Here is a 21,396-nt window from a genome sequence, read left to right as displayed (position 1 = left end):
TACAAAAAAAGTGTTGACTTATTGTGCACGTACAATTAAAATATACATATACAAAGATTTGTAAGGGTTTACAATTTTTTTCTATTTATTCGTTTTTATCTGAGGAGGAGAAAAATATGGCAAGTAAGGTTAGAGATTATACAAAATTAGCTACAGATATTTTAGAAGCAATTGGTGGAGAAAAAAATTTAGCAGGAGCAACGCATTGTGCGACACGGTTACGACTAGTGCTACATGAGGTTCCTTCAGATGCTAAAGAAAAAATATCAGCAATGGCAGGCGTTATCACTGTTGTTGAAAGTGGTGGACAATTCCAAGTAGTTATTGGACCACATGTTGCGGATGTTTATGATGCATTCTCAGCAATGATTGATAGTTCAGAAGTAGAGGAAGTAGAAGCACCAAAAACAAGTATAATGAATCGAGTTATTGCAACAATGTCTGCGGTTTTTGCCCCATTCGTTTACATATTGGCCGCGGCAGGTATTATTCAAGGGAGTTTAATTCTAATTACTTTAGCTATGCCAAATTTTCCTAAAAGTGGTACATATCAAGTTTTAAGCTTTATTTCTTGGGCACCATTTACGTTCTTACCAATATTTATTGCCATAACGGCAGCTAAACATTTTAAAACAAACAGTTTAATCGCTGTTGCATGTTGTGCTGCATTAGTTAGTCCCACATGGGCAGAGATGGCTGGAACTATTGCTAGCGGTACAAGTATTAACTTTATGGGTATTCCATTATCTCAAACAGTTTATACATCATCAGTATTGCCACCATTATTTTTAGTTTGGATTCTTTCTTATCTTGAAAGATTCTTGAGTAAAAAGATACCTGACATTATTAAAGAACTTGCTGTTCCATTATTATGTCTATTAATTATGGTTCCTTTAACAATCTTAATTATTGGACCACTTTCATCTCTTGGAGCTGAAGGAATCGCAAAAGGATATAATTATTTAGTTAAAGTTGCACCACCTTTAGCAGGTGTTATTATTGGTGGTTTCTGGCAAGTACTTGTTATTTTTGGTATCCATTGGGGTGTTACGCCAATGGTTATGGCCAATTTCAAAATGAATGGAATGGACTCATTTCAGGCTTTTCAAACAATTGCAGTGGTCGCACAAGTTGGTGCTGTTTTAGGTGTATTTATTAAGTCTAAGAACAGAGAATTAAAAAATATATCTCTTTCAGCATTTATTACAGGATTATTTGGGATTACAGAACCAGCAATTTATGGTGTGACATTAAGATTTAAAAAACCATTTATCTTTGGTTGTATTTCAGGAGCGTTTGGTGCATTAATTACAAGTTTCTTTAATTCATATTATTTTGCTTATGCTGGACTACCAAGTTTATTAACCATTGTAAATGCAATTAGTCCTAAATACCCACACTCATTTATTGGTATGGTTGTTGGATGTATTGTAGCAATTGTGGGTTCAGTTCTACTTGTTCAAATTTTTGGTACGGGTGAAACAGTTAGTGAAGTCGCAACAATGGAAGCACAGTTAGATGATGCACCAGCTAAGGTCGCACCAGTTATGAGTACGCCAGTAATAAATGCACCAGGCGTTGTTAATAGCCCTGTAACAGGGAAAGTAATTGCGTTAACAGAAGTAGAGGATGAAGTATTTTCATCTGGTGCAATGGGCAAAGGTGTTGCTGTAAATCCAACGGATAATAAAATATATGCACCATTTGATGGTCAGGTTGTCATGACTACAGAGACACAACATGCGATTGGATTAAAATCTGTAGATGGTGTAGAAGTTTTAATTCATATTGGAATGGATATCGTTGAATTAAAAGGAAAATATTTTGCAACACAAGTTAAAAATCATGATTATGTAAAAATGGGTGATTTACTTGTTGAATTTGATCAAGAGAAGATAAAAGAATCAGGATTTTCAGTAGTAACACCTGTAATTGTGACTAATTCAGATGATTACGAAGATGTTATTGCGTATACGCAAAATGAAATTCACCATGGAGAACCAATAATGGAATTAATTCCAAAAGGAGAAAAATAAAATGTCTAAATTACCGAAGGATTTTTTGTGGGGTGGCGCTTTGGCTGCTCATCAGTTTGAAGGCGGCTGGAATGTTGATGGAAAAGGGCCAAGTGTTATTGATGTGATGACTGCAGGAGCAAATGGTGTTCCGCGGGAAATTACGGAAACTATTGAAACAGATAAATTTTATCCGAATCATGATGCAATTGATTTTTATCATCATTACAAAGAAGATATTCAATTTTTCTCTGAAATGGGATTGAAGTGCTTACGAACATCAATCGCGTGGTCACGTATTTTCCCAATGGGAGATGAAAGCGAACCAAATGAAGCGGGATTACAATTTTATGATGATGTTTTTGATGAATTATTAAAAAAAGGTATTCAACCAGTGATTACCCTATCGCATTTTGAAATGCCACTCCATTTAGCTAAAGAATATGGTGGTTTTAGAAATCGTAAATTAATTGATTTTTTTGAAAATTTTGCTACGGTTTGCTTTAAACGTTATCAATCTAAAGTAAAATATTGGATGACATTTAATGAAATTAATAATCAAATGGATACAAATAACCCCATCTTTTTGTGGACTAATTCTGGAGTTATTGTGAACGATGGTGAAAATCCCAAAGAAATTATGTATCGAGTTGCACATAACGAACTCTTGGCTAGCGCTAAGGCGGTTATTGCTGGTAAAAAAATTAATTCTGATTTTGAAATAGGATGCATGGTATCACACGTACCAATTTATCCTTATTCATGTGATCCGGAAGATATCATGGCTGCTGAAGAGGCAATGCATCAACGCTTCTTTTTCCCAGATGTTCATGTTCGTGGAGAATACCCACGTTATGCACTAAAAGAGTTTGAACGTCACAATTATGATGTTGGGATTCAAGAAGGCGATATGGAGATATTGAAAAAAGGGACAGTTGATTATCTAGGATTCAGTTACTATATGTCAACAGTTGTTAAAGCAGATGCTGAAGCAGATCATTTAGGTGATGTTGTGAATGGTGGACTACCTAATGGGGTTCCTAATCCGTATATTAAATCTAGTGACTGGGGCTGGGCAATTGATCCCGATGGTTTACGATATACGTTAAATCGATTATATGATCGCTATCAGTTACCGTTATTTATTGTTGAAAATGGTTTTGGCGCGATTGACAAGCTTGAAGATAATCATGAAATTCATGATCCTGAACGTGTAAGTTATCTAAAAGAACATATTGAAGCAATCGAAAAAGCAGTTGATTATGATGGTGTTGAAGTCTTAGGATATACACCATGGGGTGTTATTGATTTAGTATCATTTACAACTGGTGAGATGAAAAAGCGTTATGGTATGATTTATGTTGATCGTGATAATGAGGGCAATGGATCGATGAAACGTTATAAAAAAGACTCATTTACTTGGTATAAAAATGTAATTGAAACAAATGGAGAAAGTCTTTAAAAGTTATTATAGAAAGAAAAAGCATCTCATTTATTAATAAATGAGATGCTTTTTGATTAATAAAAAAACAAATGACAACCGGTTGACATAAAAATATAAACAGGTTATACTTTGGTTATTCTTTCAGAAAGCGCTTTCTAAAAGTTGAGTTTATAGGTACAGGCAATTGCTATTTTTTAGTGAAATGGGACATTTATTAAACAAATAGAATGGGGTAAATAGAATGGAAAACAAAGTAAACGTAGATACAAATCAAGTTGAAGAAATTCCTCTTTTTCGAAAACTAAGTTATTCACTTACAGATTTTGGCGGAAATATTCTATTTGTAAGTATTAGTACGTACTTGTTATATTTTTATACAGATGTTTTTGGAATTGGGATTGGTGTAGCTGGAACTATCTTGCTCGTCACACGATGCGTTGATATGTTTGATGCACCAATATGGGGCTTTTTAATTGATCATACACATACAAAATGGGGACAAAGTCGGCCGTATTTCTTGTGGTTATGTGTACCATTTGCATTCTTTACATGGTTAACATTTACTACACCGAATTTATCGGGATCGTCCAAAGTTATCTATGCATCAGTTGTTTACGTCATTGCAGGAATTATATATACCGGAATTAGTACCCCTATGACGTCGATTTTACCTAACTTAACAAATGATTCAGACCAAAGAACGGTTTTGAATTCATATCGAATGGTTGGAGGAAATGTTGGTCTATTGGTTGCTAATGGTGTTGTTTTACCATTAGTTCAAATATTAGGGCAAGGAAATGATCGTAAAGGATTCTCATATGCAATGATTATTTTAGGGATTATCTCCATTATTGCCTTTTTAATTGCCTTTTTAAATTTACGAGAAATTAATACAACGATTACGAAATCAATATCATTAAAACAGAGTGTTAAAGCAACAAAAAGTAATTGGCCTTGGATTTTATTGGTTATTTCCAACTTATTCTATTGGATTGGAACAACTGTTAGAAGTTCAGGCATGATTTATTATTTTCAATATAATATCCATGCAAAATCATTAGTCGCAGTTGCTGGTTCTTTATCTGTTGTTGCTGTTATAGGGATGATATCAATTCCATTACTTGTTAAACGTACAAATAAAAGAACGGTTCTAATTGGAGCACTATTGATGGGAGCAATCTGTAACATGTTGCTTCAAGCAGTTGGTAGTAATCAAGTTTGGGTTGTTATCTTATATTGCCTAGGATCAATTGGAACGGGTGTTGCAGCTGCAATGCCATTCCTAATGTTGGCTGATGCGGTTGATTTTGGTCAATGGAAAACAGGAATCAGAGCCAGTGGCTTTTTAACAGCTATTGGAAGTGCATTCTGTGTTAAAGCAGGTAGTGGGATTGGCGGATTTATTCCATCACAAGTAATGCAATTCTTTGGATATATACCCAATCACACTCAAACGAGTCAATCTTTATTAGGCATTAACTTAAGTTTTATCTGGATTCCAGCCATGCTGTTCATACTTGCTGCAGTTCCAATGTTTTTCTATGGTAAATTTGAACGAAATGAAGATAAAGTTAGATTAGAATTAGCTAAAAAAGAAGCAGCTTAAAAAGTTAATGGTGGGGATAATGGTTTTGCTTATTTTATGGTAAACTAAGAGTACTAAAAGTTAAGCGGTAACAATTTAACTAAAATTAGACGACTTAGGAGCAAATAAAATGCAAAATCCAAAACTTGATGATGTCGCTGAATTGGCAGGCGTTTCTAAAACGACTGTATCTAGGGTGTTGAACAATAGAGGTTATCTTAGCGAAAAGACAGTTAAAAAGGTTCGTGATGCTGTGAAAGAGTTACATTATCAGCCTAATGATGTTGCAAGACAATTATTTAATAAAGAAACAAAACTAATAGGGCTTATTTTCCCAACCATTGCGAATCCTTTTTTTGGACAATTAGCTTACCATTTAGAAACGAAACTTTTTAATAGAGGTTATAAGGTTCTTATCGGTAACTCAAAAAATGATTCAGAAAAAGAAGTGACTTATTTACGTAAACTAATGGCAAATCAAGTTGATGGGCTAATTGTTGGAGCACATAATGAAGGAATTGAAGAATATCATAATACAAATTTACCAATTGTCGCAATTGATAGAATTATGAATGGTGATATTCCGGTCGTTTCTTCTGATAATTATAGTGGCGGTAAAATGGCAACAGAATTGCTATTAGAACATGGGGCAACCTCAATTGTACATACAAATGGACCTTATGATTTAGAAACGCCTGCTCGAGATAGACGTAGGGCATACGAGAAAATTATGAGTGAACATGGGTTGCCAGCCGTAACGTATACAATTGATTTTAATTGGACAGAAACAGAAAAAACAAAAGTTATTAAAAGAATTTTTGAGGATCTTAAACGAGTGGATGGTATTTTTGCTTCGAATGATACAGACGCTAGTTTGATCATAAAAATAGCTAGAGAATATGGCAAACGAGTACCTGAAGATTTACTTGTTATTGGCTATGATGGGACAGATGTTGTTCGATTATTTAAACCAGAACTAACAACAATTATTCAACCAATTGAACAGATGGCTGATGCAGCTATTGATATTTTAATGAAGAAAATAGAAGGTAAAGAGACACCTATGCAAGTAGTACTACCGGTACAATTATATAAAGGAGAAACGGCATAGTAGGTGCGTTTTTATTTTAAGATAATGACAACCGGTTAACATATAGAACGAGGAGAAGACAATTTTGAAAAATGAAACGATTAATTATCCAGAGGTAACTGATGAAAGATATCGATTAAAGTATCATATTACGGCACCAGCAGGTTGGATGAATGATCCAAATGGGTTTTGCTTTTTTAAAGGGTACTATCACATCTTTTATCAACATCATCCAAATTCAACACAGTGGGGACCAATGCATTGGGGTCATTCAAGAAGTAAAGATTTAGTTAATTGGGAAAGCTTACCAATTGCTTTGGTTCCTGGTGATCAAGAAGATCAGGATGGCTGTTTTTCAGGTAGCGCAATTGTGAAGGATGAGCGTCTCTATTTAATTTATACAGGACATAATTTGAAAGACAAAAATGATCCGGATAGTTATTGGCAGAATCAAAACCTAGCCGTTAGTGATGATGGCATAACTTTTGAAAAATTTGCTGGTAATCCAGTGATTTCAATGCCTCCTGTAGATAATGATGCTGATTTTAGAGATCCAAAAATTTGGTTTGAAAATGGAAAATATAATATTGTAATCGGAAGCAAAAATAAGGATGGCTTGGGTCGAGTTCTTATGTATAACTCAGATGATTTAGAACATTGGGACTACTTAGGACCTATTGCAACTGCTAAATCAGTTGATTCTGAAGGATTCGTTTGGGAATGTCCTGACCTTTTCGAAATTGACGGACAAGACGTTTTAGTAATGTCACCACAAGGAATTAAAGCTGATAAATTAAAATATAGAAATTTCTTCCAAACAGGATATCTGACTGGAAAATTTGATGAAGAGACACATTCATTACATCATGGTGAGTTCACTGAATTAGATTATGGACATGATTTCTATGCAACACAATCAATGGTTACGCCTGACGGTAGAAGGATCATATTTGCATGGATGGACATGTGGGAGAGCCCCATGCCAGAACAGGAAGATGGTTGGGCAGGCGCACTAACATTTCCAAGAGAATTAAATATGAAAAATGGTAAATTATTGATGACACCAGTTGAAGAAATTAAAAAATTGCGCGAAAAAGTATTATTAGATGTCACTAAACCTAAGGATACAACCACTATTTTTGAAGCCCCTACAAAGAGTTTTGAGTATTTAGCGAACTTTAATGGGCAAGAAAATGTCAGCGTTAAAATTAAAAATAGCGATAATAAATTATTAATAAAAGTTAGCTATCAAGCTGCAACAGGTAAGGTAACATTACAAAAGTATAATGACGATTTACTTCGAGAAACTAATGTGAGCGTTGCCAATGAATTGGATGTTCATTTATTAATGGACAACAGTTCAGCAGAATTATTTGTGAATAATGGAGAAGCATGTTTCTCTGAAAGGGTTTATGATGAAAAGGAACTTATAGTTGAAACAAGTAGCGATTCAACTAATTATGATATTAAAATATATGAACTTGGAGGAACAATGTAATGTTATTAGGAAGTATTGAAGCAGGTGGCACTAAATTTGTATGCGCGGTAGGTAACGAAGATTATCAAGTAAAGGATCAAATTCAAATTCCCACGACTACACCTGTTGAAACATTAACGGCAGTCGTAGACTATTTTAAGCAATTTGAAATAGCTGCACTTAGTGTTGCCTCATTTGGACCAATTGAAATCAGAAAAACGTCACCTAAATATGGATTTATCACGAAAACACCAAAACCGGGTTGGGGTGATACGGATTTCTTGGGATTTCTTAAGGGCAAACTGGATATTCCAACATTTTGGACAACGGATGTAAATGGTTCAGCTTACGGTGAATATACAATGTCGACATTGTTTAATGAGAAAATTAATTCACTTGTTTATTACACAATTGGAACTGGTGTGGGCGCTGGAGCAGTAATTGATGGCCACTTAGTTGGCGGTATTGGCCATCCTGAAATGGGCCATGTCTTAGTTAAGAGACATCCTGATGATCTTGATTTTAAAGGTGTCTGTCCATTTCATGGTGATTGTTTAGAGGGCTTAGTTGCTGGACCAACATTTGAAGCACGGACTGGTAAAAAAGGTAAAGATGTCCCATTAACAGACAAAACTTGGGATATTATGGCCTACTATATTGCTCAGGCTGCCGTTCAAACAACGTTAAGTTTACGTCCTAATAAAATTATTTTTGGGGGCGGCGTTACAAATGATGTTTTATTGGAAAAAGTGCGACATGAATTCAAAGAAATTTTAAATGATTATGTTGACGTTCCTCCATTAGATCAATATATTACAGCACCACAAGTTGCTAATAATGGATCAGCCAATGTTGGAAACTTCGCTTTAGCTGAAAAAATGTTATCTGAATGATAGGGTTATTTAACAAAATTGGAGGGTAAAATAATGACAAACAAAAATTATTATGATGTAACAAAATGGCCTATTGGTAACCCGTACGAAGATATTGGGGAAGTTATTAATAGTATTATTACTGATATTAAAAGTCATCAAACTGATAGTAATAGCAATGATGGTGGAAAACCAGGGGCAGTTATTTATCTACCACCAGCTGATTATCACTTGCGTACACAAGTCTTAATAGATATTAGTTTTCTTAAAATTCAAGGATCTGGGCATGGATTTACGTCATCAAGCATTCGGTTTAACGTACCACAAAACGAATGGTCAAATTTACATGAATTATGGCCTGGTGGTAGTCGTGTTCTTGTTGACCTCGATCCTAAAACAACGGATGAAGAATCTGAAGGTGCAGCTTTCTATGTTGCAAGAGAAGGAAATCCGCGTATTAGTTCAGTCGAATTTTCGAACTTTAATATTGATGGGTTACACTTTATTGATGATGGCACAGGCGAAAAAAATCCAGAAAATACGTATGTGAATGGTAAGACTGGAATTTATGTTGCAAGTGCACAAGATTCATTCCGTATTACAGAAATGGGTTTTGTTTACTTAGAACATGGTGTAACCATTTATAACGCAGATGCATTAACAATCCACGATAATTTTATTGCTGAATGTGGTAATTGTATTGAACTACGTGGATGGGGACAAGCTTCGAAAGTAACTGAAAATTTAATGGGCGCTGGATTTAATGGCTATACCATTTTTGCGGAAAACTTCGGAGGACTGCTAATTACGACTAATAATATTTTCCCAAGAGGTGCAAGTAGCATTTCATTATCTGGCGTGACGAAATCGTCTGTTACAAATAATCGCATTCATGCATTTTATCCCGGAATGGTTATTTTAGATGATAATTGCTCAGAGATATTGGTTTCTTCAAACCATATGCTGCATGATCAAGAACCGTGGGCGCCTATGCAACATCGAGATAATGGATTAGACGATTTATATGGGCTGTTATCAATTAGCGGTAATGATAATTCCGTCATTGGAAATCATTTTTCAGAAACGGTTGATCAAAACACGCTTAAACCAGTTGGTGCAACACCGGTCATTATCCGACTTGCTGCCGGACATGGTAATTATATTGCAAATAATAATGTTGTGGCTACAGAAATTCAATCAGGTAGTGGCGATTCAGCATTTTCTGCACAAGTAGATGCGTTACTAGCAACCGAAGAATTAAAAAAAGTCACAGTAACAACTGTTTTGGTTGAAAAGAAGTCAACGCAAAATACAATTTTAGATTCTGGAAGCAATGAACAAGTTATTTTGGATAAAAATGTGAATGCTTTTAGAGCAACACCAACCGTCCCAAAAAAACAGTAATTTTAAATAAATGATTTAATTTGTGCCACTTTGATAAAATAGGACTATAATGAAAGTTGAAGTTAGAACTTAATATAACTGTCCAAATCAAAAGAGGCGATAGCAATGGCAAAGTTGAGTAAAGAACAACGCAAAGCAATGGCTCAAAAAGCAATGGACGAACGTGCTAAACATCCACAAGCTGAAAAAAAACAATCAGGTTTTAAATTTATTGAAGATGAATCAACTAAGTTAGGTGCAGAAAAAAACTAATTATAAAAGTTCAAAGATTAATTCTAAGTATTCTTGGAATTAATCTTTTTTTAGTTAACTAAAAATATTAAATTGGGTGTAAGTCATGTACAATTTGAATGATAGATAATTTAATGAGGAGTGATAATCGATGTTAATTAAACAAGTACATATTGAAAATAAAGAAGAATTACAAGATATTCGAGTAGAAAATGGCATGTTTACTGAGATTGGGGTAAATTTACAACAAAATGCTGATGAAAAAGTCATTGATGCAACCGATAAATTGATGTTACCGCCATTTGTTGATCCACATGTTCATTTGGATTCAACGCTCACAGCAGGTGATCCGGAATGGAACGAATCTGGGACTTTATTTGATGGCATTCGGATTTGGTCTGAACGTAAAAAGACGTTAACCCATGAAGATGTTAAAGAACGTGCTGTTACAGCATTAAAAATGCAGGCAGCCCATGGTGTTCAGTTTGTTCGTTCACATGTTGATGTGACTGATCCTGATTTAGTGGCTTTGAAAGCTTTAATTGAGGTCCGCGAAGAAGTTAAACCTTGGATGGAATTACAATTAGTTGCTTTCCCACAAGAAGGTATTTTATCATTTCCAAATGGGAAGGAATTAATGACAAAAGCTGCTGAATTAGGAGTGGATGCAATTGGTGCAATTCCCCATTTTGAATTTAATAGAGAATATGCAGTTGAATCACTCCATTTCGCTTTTGAATTGGCTCAGAAATATAATTTATTATTTGATGCACATACGGATGAAATCGATGATCCTAGTTCTCGTAGCTTGGAAACCGTTGCGACATTAGCTTTAGAAACAGGGATGAAAGATAAGGTTACAGCATCACATACAACAGCGATGGGTTCATATGATGATGCTTATTTGTACAAATTAATGCGTTTATTGAAGATGTCAGAAATGAACTTTATTGCTAATCCACTTGTAAATATGTTCTTAGGTGGACGTTTTGACACATATCCAAAGCGTCGTGGGTTAACACGCGTCAAAGAATTGGATGAGAATGGGTTGAACGTTGCATTTGGTGAAGATGACATCAAAGATCCATGGTATCCAATGGGAGATGGCAACATGTTAGACGCCTTGCACATGGGATTACATGCGACTCAGATTATGGGTTATAGTCAAATTATGAATGCTTACCGATTTGTGACGACTAATGGCGCTAAATCTATGCATGTTATGGATCATTATGGAATTGAAGTTGGAAAACCAGCTAATTTCGTCATTATGGATAGTGATAATTTTTATGATGCGTTGAATACACGTGCTGCCGTTATGTTATCAGTCCATAATGGTGATGTGATTAGTGAAACCAAGCCAGCAGAAACCCAGTTATATATCTAGTAAGTAATCGTTTTGGTAGCGCCTTCTTGATTTGAATGCTAGAATCAAGGCATGACTTGAAAAGGGGTAATAAAATGAAAATGATTAATTTAGGCGATAGCGAACTTCAAGTATCATCTGTCGGTTTGGGATGCATGCGCATGCCAGAATTGTCGACTGGGCAAGCTGCAGAAATGATTCAAACATCAGTTGATCATGGCATTAATTTCTTTGATCACGCAGATATTTATGGTGCAGGAAAAGCTGAAGAAGTGTTTGCGGCAGGATTTACTGAAACTGGGTTATCACGTGAAGACATTATTCTTCAATCAAAATGTGGTATCGTTCCAGGTGTAGAGTATAATTTTACTGCTGAACACATTGAAAAAAGTGTTGACGGTATTTTAAAACGATTAAATACGGAATATATTGATAGCTTATTGTTACACAGACCTGATACGTTAATGGAACCTGAAGCTATTGCTCGTGTATTTGAAAAACTACAAAAATCTGGAAAAGTACGTCATTTTGGTGTTAGTAATTTCTATCCTGGGCAAGTTGATTTATTACAACAAGCTTTGGATATGAAACTATTAGTTAACCAACTCCAATTCGGTGTCATGCACACTGGAATGATTGATTTGGGAACAAATGTGAATATGGTTAATGATGCTGGAATTAATCGTGATGGCGGTATTTTAGAATATTCGCGTCTTAAAAAAATGACGATTCAAGCATGGTCACCATTCCAATACGGATTCTTTGAAGGTACATTCTTAGATAATCCAAAATTTGCTGAATTAAATGAAGTTTTAAACCGTTTAGCTAAAGAAAAAGAAACAACTAATACTGGAATCGCAACAGCATTTATTCTACGTCACCCAGCTAAAATGCAGGTGATTGCTGGAACAATGAACGCAAAAAGAATTGTTGAAATTGCGAATGCTTCAGAACTTGAGCTAACACATGAAGAATGGTACGAAATTTATCGTGCAGCAGGAAATAAATTACCATAAATGAAAAAATTAAAGTAACTAACTAATTACTATTTTAGTTGGTTACTTTTTATATTAAGCGTATGAAAATTTCGTAGTTAACATACTGGGTATGGTAAAATTAGAATTAATAGGTGGTGGATTTGATTTGGAAAACAAATATGAGCATGTTTATCGTGAAATTAAAGCGAAAATTGTCGCGGGTGAATATGAAGTAAACGATAAATTAATGACTGAATCACAGTTAATGTCGATTTACGAATCTAGTCGTTATGCGGTTCGTAAAGCAATTGGTGATTTAGAGAATGCAGGGTATGTCTACCGAATACAAGGTGGCGGTATCTTCGTTAATGATTGGCATACTGTAAAAAAAGTGACACAAAATAATAAAATAATTGGTGTCATGACGACACATATTGCTGATTATATTTTTCCAAATATTATCACTGGAATAGATCGTATTATTTCTGAAGAGGGATATACAATCATGCTAAGTAATACGCTTGATAATGCTGAAAAAGAACGATATAGCCTTTTAAGAATGCTTGAAATGAATTTATCTGGACTAATCGTAGAACCAACACAAAGCGCATTAATAAATAAAAATAAGGATTTATACGAAAAGATAGTGGCGCAAAAAATACCAGTCCTTTTTATTAATGCACATTATGAAAACTTGGAAATTCCATACTTAGAGTTAAATGATTTTAATGGTAGTGAGGTTGCTACAGAGCATTTGATAAATGAAGGACATGGAAAAATACTTGGTATTTTTAAAGTGGATGATAAACAAGGTCAGTTAAGAATGAATGGATTCGTGCAAGCTTATATGGAACATTCAGCTATTTCATACCAAAGTGAGATATTGATGTACCAATCTGCTGATTCAATGCAAAATATCTATAAAAAAATTGAAAAGATTCTGCATAGATCGGATCATCCAACCGCGATTGTTTGTTACAATGACCAGCTTGCCATTAAATTAATAGATATTGTTAAGTCGATGGGAATGAAAATTCCTGAAGATATCTCAATTGTTGGTTTTGATGATTATCAATTATCAAAATATATGTCACCTAAATTAACAACAATTAGACATCCAAAGGAAAAAATGGGCCGAGAAGCTGCGACGATGTTATTAAAAATGATTAATTCTAAAACAATGTCGGCGAAATCTGTCGTATATGATGCAAAGCTAATCATTCGAGAAAGCGTTAAAAATAGGAATTAAAGCATGATAAGTATTACTCAAATTTGAGTAATACTTATTTTTTTGAAATTCATTCGAACAAATAAAAATAACTATTGATTTGTTCGAATGAATGTGAGAAAATGACCTTGTTGATAAATGCAAACGTTTTCAGAAAACGGTTGCTGTAGGTTTTTCGGTTGGTCGTACCAATCGGACAATAAAATTTGGAGGTGTCATATGCAAAAAGAAAAGAAAATATCTAGTAAGTTTATTTACTTTTTTGGGTCATTCGGAGGAATTTTGTTCGGATACGATATCGGGGTTATGACGGGGGCTTTACCATTCTTGCAAAAAGATTGGGCTCTTCAAAATAGTGCCGGAACCGTTGGTTGGATTACTTCAGGAGTTATGTTCGGTGCCATCTTTGGTGGCGCGTTAGCCGGTAAGCTTTCAGATAAGCTAGGTCGACGTAAAATGATTTTGATGTCAGCTATTATTTTCGTTATTGGTTCATTACTCGCATCATTCTCACCAAATAATGGCCAAATGTATTTAATTATTGTTCGTATTTTCCTTGGACTAGCAGTTGGTGCTTCATCAGCATTAGTACCAGCATACATGTCAGAAATGTCTCCGGCTAAATTACGAGGACGACTATCAGGAATTAATCAAACAATGATTGTTTCCGGAATGTTACTTTCATATATTATGGATTTTCTATTAAAAGATTTACCTGAAGCATGGGCATGGCGCGTTATGCTTGGCTTAGCAGCAGTACCAGCTGTTGTTTTATACTTTGGGGTTTCACGTTTACCAGAATCACCTCGTTTCTTAGTTAAAACAAATAAAGTTGATGAAGCTCGCCAAGTATTAACTTGGATTCGTCCAGCTAATGAAGTTGAACAAGAATTAGCTGATATTCAAACTACTGCGGGTGAAGAAAATCATATTGAAAAAACATCAATGGTTCAATTATTCACAGGTAAATATCGTTACTTAGTTATGGCCGGTGTTGGTGTTGCTGCATTCCAACAATTCCAAGGGGCTAACGCAATCTTCTATTACATTCCTTTAATTGTTGAAAAAGCAACTGGGAATGAAGCAAGTTCAGCACTAATGTGGCCAATTATTCAAGGGATTATCCTTGTCTTAGGTTCACTCTTATTCTTAGTTATTGCAGATAAATTTAAACGTAGAACACTTTTAATTCTTGGCGGTTTAGTAATGGGACTATCATTTATCTTACCTACAATCATTAACATGGTTGTACCAAATACGAGTCCTATGATGATTGTTGTTTTCTTATGTATCTACGTTGCATTCTACTCATTTACATGGGCTCCACTTACATGGGTATTAGTTGGTGAATTATTCCCATTAGCTGTTCGTGGAAGTGCTTCAGGAATTGCATCTTCAGCTAACTGGATTGGATCATTCTTAGTAGGACTATTATTCCCTATTATGACAGCTTCAATGCCACAAGATGCTGTGTTCGCAATCTTCGGAATCATTTGTTTATTAGGTGTTCTATTCATTCGTTTCTTCGTTCCAGAAACACGTGGTCGCTCATTAGAAGAAATTGAAAAAGAAGGTACAAGAAATTAAGTAACCTATACGTTAGGAGTGTAATTGATATGGATTTAGTAAAAACATCTCAAGCAATAAAAAATGGTCAAGTTTCACTTGGAATTGAATTAGGCTCAACACGTATCAAAGCAGTTTTAGTTACGGACGATTTTAAGACAATTGCAACAGGGAGCTTCAATTGGGAAAACCAATTGGAGGATGGTCTTTGGACTTATTCTCTTGAACAAGTTTGGACGGGGATTCAAGCTAGTTATAGACAAATGGCTGCAAATGTTCAAAGCAAATACCATGAATCATTAACAAAAATAGATTCAATTGGTATCAGTGCTATGATGCATGGTTACCTTGTCTTTTCGAAATCTGATGATTTATTAGTTCCCTTTAGAACATGGAGAAATAATAATACAGAACAATCAGCTGATGAATTAACAGAGTTGTTAAACTTCAATATTCCACAACGTTGGAGTATTGCACATCTTTATCAAGCTGTTTTAAATAATGAAGCCCATGTAAATGACATTGGTCATTTAGAAACATTAGCTAGTTATGTTCATTATATGTTATCTGGTAAAAAAGTTATCGGAATTGGGGATGCCTCTGGTATTTTCCCAATTGATGAAAAAACAGGCACATACTCAGCTGATTTATTAGATAAATTCAGTGGTATTGAAAAAGTTTCTGCTTATGATTGGGATATTAAAGACATCCTACCTACTGTTTTGAGAGCTGGTGAAAATGCTGGATCATTAACAGATACAGGAGCTAAATTACTTGATGTTAGTGGCAAACTTGAAAGTGGTAGCTTGATGGCACCACCTGAAGGTGACGCAGGTACAGGGATGGTTGGGACCAACAGTGTACGTAAGAGAACAGGTAATATCTCAGTTGGAACCTCTGCTTTTTCTATGACTGTTTTAGATCAGCCTATGAAAAAAGTGTACAAAGATATTGATATTGTAACAACACCAAGTGGTGCGCCAGTTGCAATGGTTCATGTTAATAATAGTTCGTCAGATATTAATGCATGGGCTTCAATCTTTGGCGAGTTCGCAGCAAAACTAGGTGTTCATTTAACACCAGATCAGTTGTATGAACGATTATTCTTAGAATCAACTCATGCTGATGCCGATGCAGGTGGATTAATGAATTATAGTTACTTATCAGGTGAAAATATTACACATATGCCTGAAGGTCGTCCATTATTTGTTCGAACACCTAACAGTAACTTTACATTACCTAACTTCATCAAGACGCAATTATATGCGGCATTTGCACCACTTAAGATTGGAATGGATATTTTAAGTCAAGAAGAACATATCCAAACTGATGTAATGATTGCTCAAGGTGGTATTTTAAAAACAGCTGTAATCGGACAACAAGTATTAGCTAATACGTTGAATATTCCAATTACGGTTATGAATACTGCTGGTGAGGGTGGACCTTGGGGAATGGCTGTCTTAGCAATATTTGCTAAGAAAAATAATAACGGTCAAAGCTTAGAAGACTTCTTAGATCATGAAGTTTTTGTAGACCCAGAAAGTATGACGTTAAGCCCAGAACCTGAAGGTGTAGAAGGTTACAATACATTTATAGCTAGATACGAAGCTGGCTTGTCTATTGAGTCAGAGGCAATAAAAAAAATTAAGGAAGAAAAGAGGAACTAGTATATATGTTAGAAAAGCTAAAACAAGAAGTGTACGATGCTAACATGCTGTTACCTAAGTACAACTTAATTACCTTTACATGGGGTAACGTGAGTGGAATCGATCGTGAAAAAGGGTTATTCGTCATCAAACCATCTGGTGTTGATTACGATGATTTAAAACCTGAAGATATGGTTGTTGTTGATTTAGACGGTAAGAAAATTGAGGGTGATATGAATCCCTCAAGCGATACAGAAACGCATCGCATTCTATACAATAACTTCCCTAATATTAAAGGTGTCGTTCATACTCACTCACCTTGGGCTGTTTCATTCGCACAAGCAGGCTTGGATATTCCAGCAGCCGGTACAACACATGCAGATACCTTTTATGGCTCAGTTCCAGCAAGCCGTATCATGAATGAAGCTGAAGTTGTCACAGAATATGAAAAACAAACAGGTGACGTGATTGTCGAAACGTTCAAAAAACGTGGACTCGATCCTGATCAAATTCCAGCTGTTTTGGTTAATGATCATGGTCCATTTACATGGGGTACATCTGCTTTAGATGCTGTGCATAATGCTGTTGTCTTAGAAGAAGTTGCAAAGATGACTTATCATACATTGCAATTGAATCCACATGCAATTGACATGCCACAATACTTATTGGATAAGCATTTCCTAAGAAAACATGGTAAAAATGCATATTATGGTCAAATTAAACACTAAAACACGTTTTTAAAAATAATAAACTATTAGGAGGAATTATATTATGTTAAAAGTTAGTGAAAAAGAATTTTGGTTCGTTGTCGGTAGTCAAGGTTTATACGGTCAAGATGTTTTAGACGTTGTTCAAGGTGATGCAGAAAAAATTATTGATAATTTAAATGCTAGTGGTTCACTACCATACAAAATTGTCTTTAAAGAAGTTGCAACAACTGCTGAAGTTATTACTAACATCATGAAAGAAGCTAACTTTGAAGACAAAGTTGCTGGTGTGATTACTTGGATGCATACTTTCTCACCTGCTAAAAACTGGATTCGTGGAACAAAATTATTACAAAAACCATTGCTACATTTAGCAACACAATTTGGTGAAAATATTCCTTGGTCAACAATTGATATGGATTACATGAACACAAACCAAAGTGCTCATGGAGACCGTGAATACGGCTTTATCAATGCTCGTCTTCAAAAACATAATAAAGTTGTTGTTGGTTACTGGAAAGATGAAGCAGTTCAATCACAAATTGCTGACTGGATGGATGTTGCTGTTGCTTACGGTGAAAGTTTCAACATTAAAGTTGCTCGTTTTGGCGATAACATGCGTAATGTTGCCGTTACAGATGGTGATAAAGTTGAAGCACAAATCAAATTTGGTTGGACTGTAGATTACTTTGGTATTGGTGATTTAGTTGCTGAAATGAAAGAAGTAACTGACGCTGAAATTAATGCAACATATAAAGAATGTGAAAGTATGTACGATATGGTTGTTGGCGACAACGATCCTGCCTTCTACGAAGACCATGTTAAAGAACAAATTAGAATTGAAATTGCTTTACGTAAATTTATGGAACGTGGTGGCTACAATGCATTCACATCTAACTTCGAAGATCTTTGGGGCATGAAACAATTACCAGGTATGGCTGTTCAACGTTTAAACGCTGAAGGTTATGGTTTCGCTGGTGAAGGTGACTGGAAGACTGCTGCAATCGACCGTTTGATGAAGGTTCTTGCACATAATAAAGCTACTGGATTTATGGAAGATTACACGTATGATTTACGTGCGGGTCATGAAGTAACTCTTGGTTCACATATGTTAGAAGTTGATCCTACATTAGCTTCAACAAAACCACGCGTGGAAGTACATCCATTAGGTATTGGTGACCGCGAAGATCCAGCTCGTTTGATCTTTGATGGTTCAAATGGTAAAGGTGTCGTTGTTTCAATGTCTGACTTTGGTACTGAATACAAATTATTAATTAACTCTGTTGAAGGTCAAAAACCAGAAGTTGAAGCTCCTAACTTGCCAGTAGCTCGTCAATTATGGATTCCAGAACCAAGTTTTAAAGAAGGCGTTCATTCATGGATTGAAAATGGTGGTGGTCATCATACTGTTCTTTCAATGAACGTGAAGGAACAACAAGTTGTTGATCTTGCTAAGATGTTTGATCTTGAATATGTTGAAATTAAAAAATAATTAATATTTTAAAGGATATCGCTGTTAAAGCGATATCCTTTTTTTGTGTAAGAAGAGTAATCAAATATGATTTATATCAAATAAAATCGGTGCTTACGAAAATAAAGATTCGTAAGCACCGATTTAGATTTCTAATGATAATAATTGAGAATTTTATCTGCATCTGAAAAAATAATCTCAGACTTTCGTGTTATAGATTTCCATCCACAATTTGTTCTAAAGTTGTTTTTGAAGGGATAAAGAATAAATTACCGGTTTCAGCGGTACTGAAATCTAATAATCGATCACTTTTACTTTCGAACATATTAATGAGCATTCGATTAGTTACTGCAAAATGACGTGCGTAACCAATGAAGTATGTCCCTGTAATGTCTTTCCCAGGTTCTGAGAAGGGAACGTTCATACGGACAATTTTATGCTCAATGCCATCTTTCATATCTTGTGAAGCAACGTTATGAGAATTTGGTAATTTTTCTTCGTCAGTTAATTCTAAATCAGAATCTTTCTTCCGACCAATTGCTTTTTCTTGGTCTTCAGTCTTTAAGGCATTCCAAGCGGCCATATTATGGATATACTTTTGAGCAAAAGCATAAGAACCGTTTGTAAAATCAGGATCTTCGCCCCCAATAACGGCGTAATCGAGTGCTTCATTAACATCTGGGTTTTCAGTACCATCAATGAAACCAATAACGGCGCGGCCTTCAAAATAACGGAAGCCGTGTGTTTCATCTTCTACAGTTGTGACATCCTTAATGAAAAGCATAAATTGCGCCATAACTTCATAGACAACAGCACTTTCACCAGCGCGAACATGAAAGAATAAATCGCCAGGAGTTGAAATGGCAGTGTATTTAGGCCCAACAATTTCTTTAAAATGGGTAAGTTCAACAGGTTTGATAGCATCAGGGAAAAGATAATCCCAAGCATCAGAGCCAAAACCAAAGGCAACTTTTAAGTTAGCTTTTGGATAACGAACGTTCATACTACGGATGATGGCCGGAATACGGTCAGATAGCTCTTGAACTGCTTCTAATTCAACTTTTTGATCTTTGTGATTTAAGTTTAGAATGGTGAAATTAACAGCTTCACCTAAATCTTTATAAACATCTTGTGTTAACTTTTCGTTTACTGACATAATAAATGCTCCTTAGACTTTTAATTTCCTTTAACGATTATAACCATTTTACCTGCATTATGTGGTGAATTTAATTGTTTATGGGTTTCAATAATATCGGTTAAATTAAAGTGATATTTTTTTGCTATTTTAATTTCTAATTCATCTTGCATCATTAAATCTGTTAAGAAAGTTAGCGTGTCACTATCTTTTAACTCTTTAACATTCTCAACAAGGTAGTAATCTGCGAGTGGCTTTGATGCTTGAACAGAGTCGGTTGGAACGCTAACTAACGATACCATTCTGCCGTTTGTCTTCAATGCTTTGACGCCTACCTCACTGCCAAGACCGCCAGGAGTTGCATCAACAACAATGTCAGCCATATCTTTAAAAGTTTCGGCGGGATTTTCTTTATCGTAGGCGCTATAATGATCTGCACCTAGTCGACGAACATAGGGTTCGTTGGTGCTTGAACCACTAGCGAGAACAGTTAATTCCATCAATTTAGCAAGTTGCACTAAAATCGATCCGACACTTCCAGAAGCGCCTTCAATAAAGATGGTTTCACCAGCCCTTGCTTTTGCAAAAAAGTTCAAAATATTGTATGCCGCTATACCAGGTGTTGGTAGCCCAGCAGCTTCAGCAATCGTCATATTATCAGGTCGCTTAGCAATATGTGATGTAAAGACGACAAGTTCTTCTGCGTAGCCACCGAAAGCCTTATGAACAACAACAGCATCACCGATATTAAAATGAGTAACTTCATCGCCAATTTCAGTAATAATACCCGTTACGTCACCTCCAGGTACAATTGGAAATGGTAAAGGCATAACGTCTTTCATATAACCGGCACGTAAAATTGCATCAAATGGGTTAATGCCAATCGCTTCGATTGAAACCCTAACCTGTTTTGATTTAAGCGCTACTTCTGGATTAACTTTTAATTCCTCAAATACGGTTGCGTCACCATATTGGTTAAAGCCAAATGCTTTCATAAGTATAACCTCCCTAGATTAAAATCATATTGGTACTAGTCCCAATATACCATAATTTTAAGAAAAGGTTTACAAAACGAGGGAGAATAACAAATTTTGTAACAATGTATTTTGCGCAATCTAATTGACAACGTATTTTTGAAGATGTATAATATCCATATTGGTAAATGATAGCGTTTTCATAAAT

General features: G+C 35.3%; 17 protein-coding genes. 15 read left to right on the top strand and 2 right to left on the bottom strand.

From position 1 onward, the window contains the following. The first annotated feature begins 116 nt into the window (after positions 1-116). The 15 genes from AC1RPH_RS01065 to araA all read left to right on the top strand — a co-directional run bounded on the left by AC1RPH_RS01065 (position 117) and on the right by araA (position 19,100). Positions 117-2,036 (top strand): beta-glucoside-specific PTS transporter subunit IIABC, encoded by a 1,920-nt coding sequence (locus AC1RPH_RS01065; protein WP_481761019.1) that lies wholly within the window; start codon positions 117-119, stop codon positions 2,034-2,036. A 1-nt stretch (position 2,037) separates the two neighbouring features. After that, positions 2,038-3,477, top strand: a complete 1,440-nt coding sequence (locus AC1RPH_RS01060; protein WP_481761018.1) for a 6-phospho-beta-glucosidase — start codon at positions 2,038-2,040, stop codon at positions 3,475-3,477. A 223-nt stretch (positions 3,478-3,700) separates the two neighbouring features. Then, positions 3,701-5,065 (top strand): MFS transporter, encoded by a 1,365-nt coding sequence (locus AC1RPH_RS01055; protein ID WP_481761017.1) that lies wholly within the window; start codon positions 3,701-3,703, stop codon positions 5,063-5,065. 109 nt (positions 5,066-5,174) lie between these two features. Beyond that, on the top strand, positions 5,175-6,155 hold the full coding sequence (locus tag AC1RPH_RS01050; protein WP_481761016.1) for a LacI family DNA-binding transcriptional regulator: 981 nt from the start codon (positions 5,175-5,177) through the stop codon (positions 6,153-6,155). 64 nt (positions 6,156-6,219) lie between these two features. Continuing rightward, positions 6,220-7,632, top strand: coding sequence for a glycoside hydrolase family 32 protein (locus AC1RPH_RS01045; RefSeq protein WP_481761015.1), 1,413 nt, complete (start codon positions 6,220-6,222; stop codon positions 7,630-7,632). After that, positions 7,632-8,504 carry a fructokinase ScrK gene (gene scrK, locus AC1RPH_RS01040; RefSeq protein ID WP_481761014.1) on the top strand — a complete coding sequence of 291 codons (873 nt, stop codon included), beginning with the start codon at positions 7,632-7,634 and terminating at the stop codon, positions 8,502-8,504. The genes AC1RPH_RS01045 and scrK overlap by 1 nt, the downstream gene beginning before the upstream one ends. Before the next feature lie 33 nt (positions 8,505-8,537). Continuing rightward, the gene (locus tag AC1RPH_RS01035) at positions 8,538-9,887 is read left to right on the top strand and encodes a NosD domain-containing protein (protein WP_481761013.1); all 1,350 of its coding nucleotides are present in this window, start codon (positions 8,538-8,540) and stop codon (positions 9,885-9,887) included. Between the two features lie 105 nt (positions 9,888-9,992). Next, entirely contained in the window at positions 9,993-10,139 is a 147-nt protein-coding gene (locus AC1RPH_RS01030) for a hypothetical protein (protein ID WP_409021777.1), read from the top strand. Between the two features lie 130 nt (positions 10,140-10,269). Next, positions 10,270-11,505 carry a cytosine deaminase gene (gene codA / locus AC1RPH_RS01025; RefSeq protein ID WP_481761012.1) on the top strand — a complete coding sequence of 412 codons (1,236 nt, stop codon included), beginning with the start codon at positions 10,270-10,272 and terminating at the stop codon, positions 11,503-11,505. A 74-nt stretch (positions 11,506-11,579) separates the two neighbouring features. Beyond that, positions 11,580-12,500 carry an aldo/keto reductase gene (locus tag AC1RPH_RS01020; RefSeq protein ID WP_481761011.1) on the top strand — a complete coding sequence of 307 codons (921 nt, stop codon included), beginning with the start codon at positions 11,580-11,582 and terminating at the stop codon, positions 12,498-12,500. 91 nt (positions 12,501-12,591) lie between these two features. Continuing rightward, on the top strand, positions 12,592-13,710 hold the full coding sequence (locus tag AC1RPH_RS01015; RefSeq protein ID WP_481761010.1) for a GntR family transcriptional regulator: 1,119 nt from the start codon (positions 12,592-12,594) through the stop codon (positions 13,708-13,710). 198 nt (positions 13,711-13,908) lie between these two features. Beyond that, entirely contained in the window at positions 13,909-15,276 is a 1,368-nt protein-coding gene (locus AC1RPH_RS01010) for a sugar porter family MFS transporter (RefSeq protein ID WP_481761009.1), read from the top strand. Positions 15,277-15,305: 29 nt separating this feature from the next. Then, a complete protein-coding gene (locus tag AC1RPH_RS01005; protein WP_481761008.1) occupies positions 15,306-16,922 on the top strand; it encodes a xylulokinase in 1,617 nt (538 codons plus the stop codon). Positions 16,923-16,927: 5 nt separating this feature from the next. Continuing rightward, positions 16,928-17,629, top strand: a complete 702-nt coding sequence (locus AC1RPH_RS01000) for an L-ribulose-5-phosphate 4-epimerase (RefSeq protein ID WP_409021771.1) — start codon at positions 16,928-16,930, stop codon at positions 17,627-17,629. Positions 17,630-17,672: 43 nt separating this feature from the next. Beyond that, positions 17,673-19,100: an L-arabinose isomerase gene (gene araA / locus AC1RPH_RS00995; RefSeq protein ID WP_481761007.1), complete on the top strand. Its 1,428-nt coding sequence runs from the start codon at positions 17,673-17,675 to the stop codon at positions 19,098-19,100. 190 nt (positions 19,101-19,290) lie between these two features. Here the strand turns inward: araA and AC1RPH_RS00990 are convergent, their stop codons facing one another. Together AC1RPH_RS00990 and AC1RPH_RS00985 are read right to left on the bottom strand one after the other, a co-directional pair. After that, positions 19,291-20,235 (bottom strand): Dyp-type peroxidase, encoded by a 945-nt coding sequence (locus AC1RPH_RS00990; protein ID WP_481761006.1) that lies wholly within the window; start codon positions 20,233-20,235, stop codon positions 19,291-19,293. A 20-nt stretch (positions 20,236-20,255) separates the two neighbouring features. After that, a complete protein-coding gene (locus tag AC1RPH_RS00985) occupies positions 20,256-21,209 on the bottom strand; it encodes an NADP-dependent oxidoreductase (protein ID WP_481761005.1) in 954 nt (317 codons plus the stop codon). Between the last annotated feature and the right edge of the window lie 187 nt (positions 21,210-21,396).

The organism is Dellaglioa sp. CoH-57-MRSF-16, assembly GCF_056782055.1.
Note: the sequence above shows the minus strand (reverse complement) of the source record. Positions and strands in the feature narration are given on the sequence as shown.

Coding starts and splice junctions, on each gene's coding strand:
- AC1RPH_RS01010 (WP_481761009.1), top strand. CDS start 13,909: ATGCAAAAAGAAAAGAAAATATCTAGTAAGTTTATTTACTTTTTTGGG.
- AC1RPH_RS01000 (WP_409021771.1), top strand. CDS start 16,928: ATGTTAGAAAAGCTAAAACAAGAAGTGTACGATGCTAACATGCTGTTA.
- scrK (WP_481761014.1), top strand. CDS start 7,632: ATGTTATTAGGAAGTATTGAAGCAGGTGGCACTAAATTTGTATGCGCG.
- araA (WP_481761007.1), top strand. CDS start 17,673: ATGTTAAAAGTTAGTGAAAAAGAATTTTGGTTCGTTGTCGGTAGTCAA.
- AC1RPH_RS01065 (WP_481761019.1), top strand. CDS start 117: ATGGCAAGTAAGGTTAGAGATTATACAAAATTAGCTACAGATATTTTA.
- codA (WP_481761012.1), top strand. CDS start 10,270: ATGTTAATTAAACAAGTACATATTGAAAATAAAGAAGAATTACAAGAT.
- AC1RPH_RS01055 (WP_481761017.1), top strand. CDS start 3,701: ATGGAAAACAAAGTAAACGTAGATACAAATCAAGTTGAAGAAATTCCT.
- AC1RPH_RS00990 (WP_481761006.1), bottom strand. CDS start 20,235: ATGTCAGTAAACGAAAAGTTAACACAAGATGTTTATAAAGATTTAGGT.
- AC1RPH_RS00985 (WP_481761005.1), bottom strand. CDS start 21,209: ATGAAAGCATTTGGCTTTAACCAATATGGTGACGCAACCGTATTTGAG.
- AC1RPH_RS01060 (WP_481761018.1), top strand. CDS start 2,038: ATGTCTAAATTACCGAAGGATTTTTTGTGGGGTGGCGCTTTGGCTGCT.
- AC1RPH_RS01015 (WP_481761010.1), top strand. CDS start 12,592: ATGGTAAAATTAGAATTAATAGGTGGTGGATTTGATTTGGAAAACAAA.
- AC1RPH_RS01030 (WP_409021777.1), top strand. CDS start 9,993: ATGGCAAAGTTGAGTAAAGAACAACGCAAAGCAATGGCTCAAAAAGCA.
- AC1RPH_RS01050 (WP_481761016.1), top strand. CDS start 5,175: ATGCAAAATCCAAAACTTGATGATGTCGCTGAATTGGCAGGCGTTTCT.
- AC1RPH_RS01020 (WP_481761011.1), top strand. CDS start 11,580: ATGAAAATGATTAATTTAGGCGATAGCGAACTTCAAGTATCATCTGTC.
- AC1RPH_RS01035 (WP_481761013.1), top strand. CDS start 8,538: ATGACAAACAAAAATTATTATGATGTAACAAAATGGCCTATTGGTAAC.
- AC1RPH_RS01005 (WP_481761008.1), top strand. CDS start 15,306: ATGGATTTAGTAAAAACATCTCAAGCAATAAAAAATGGTCAAGTTTCA.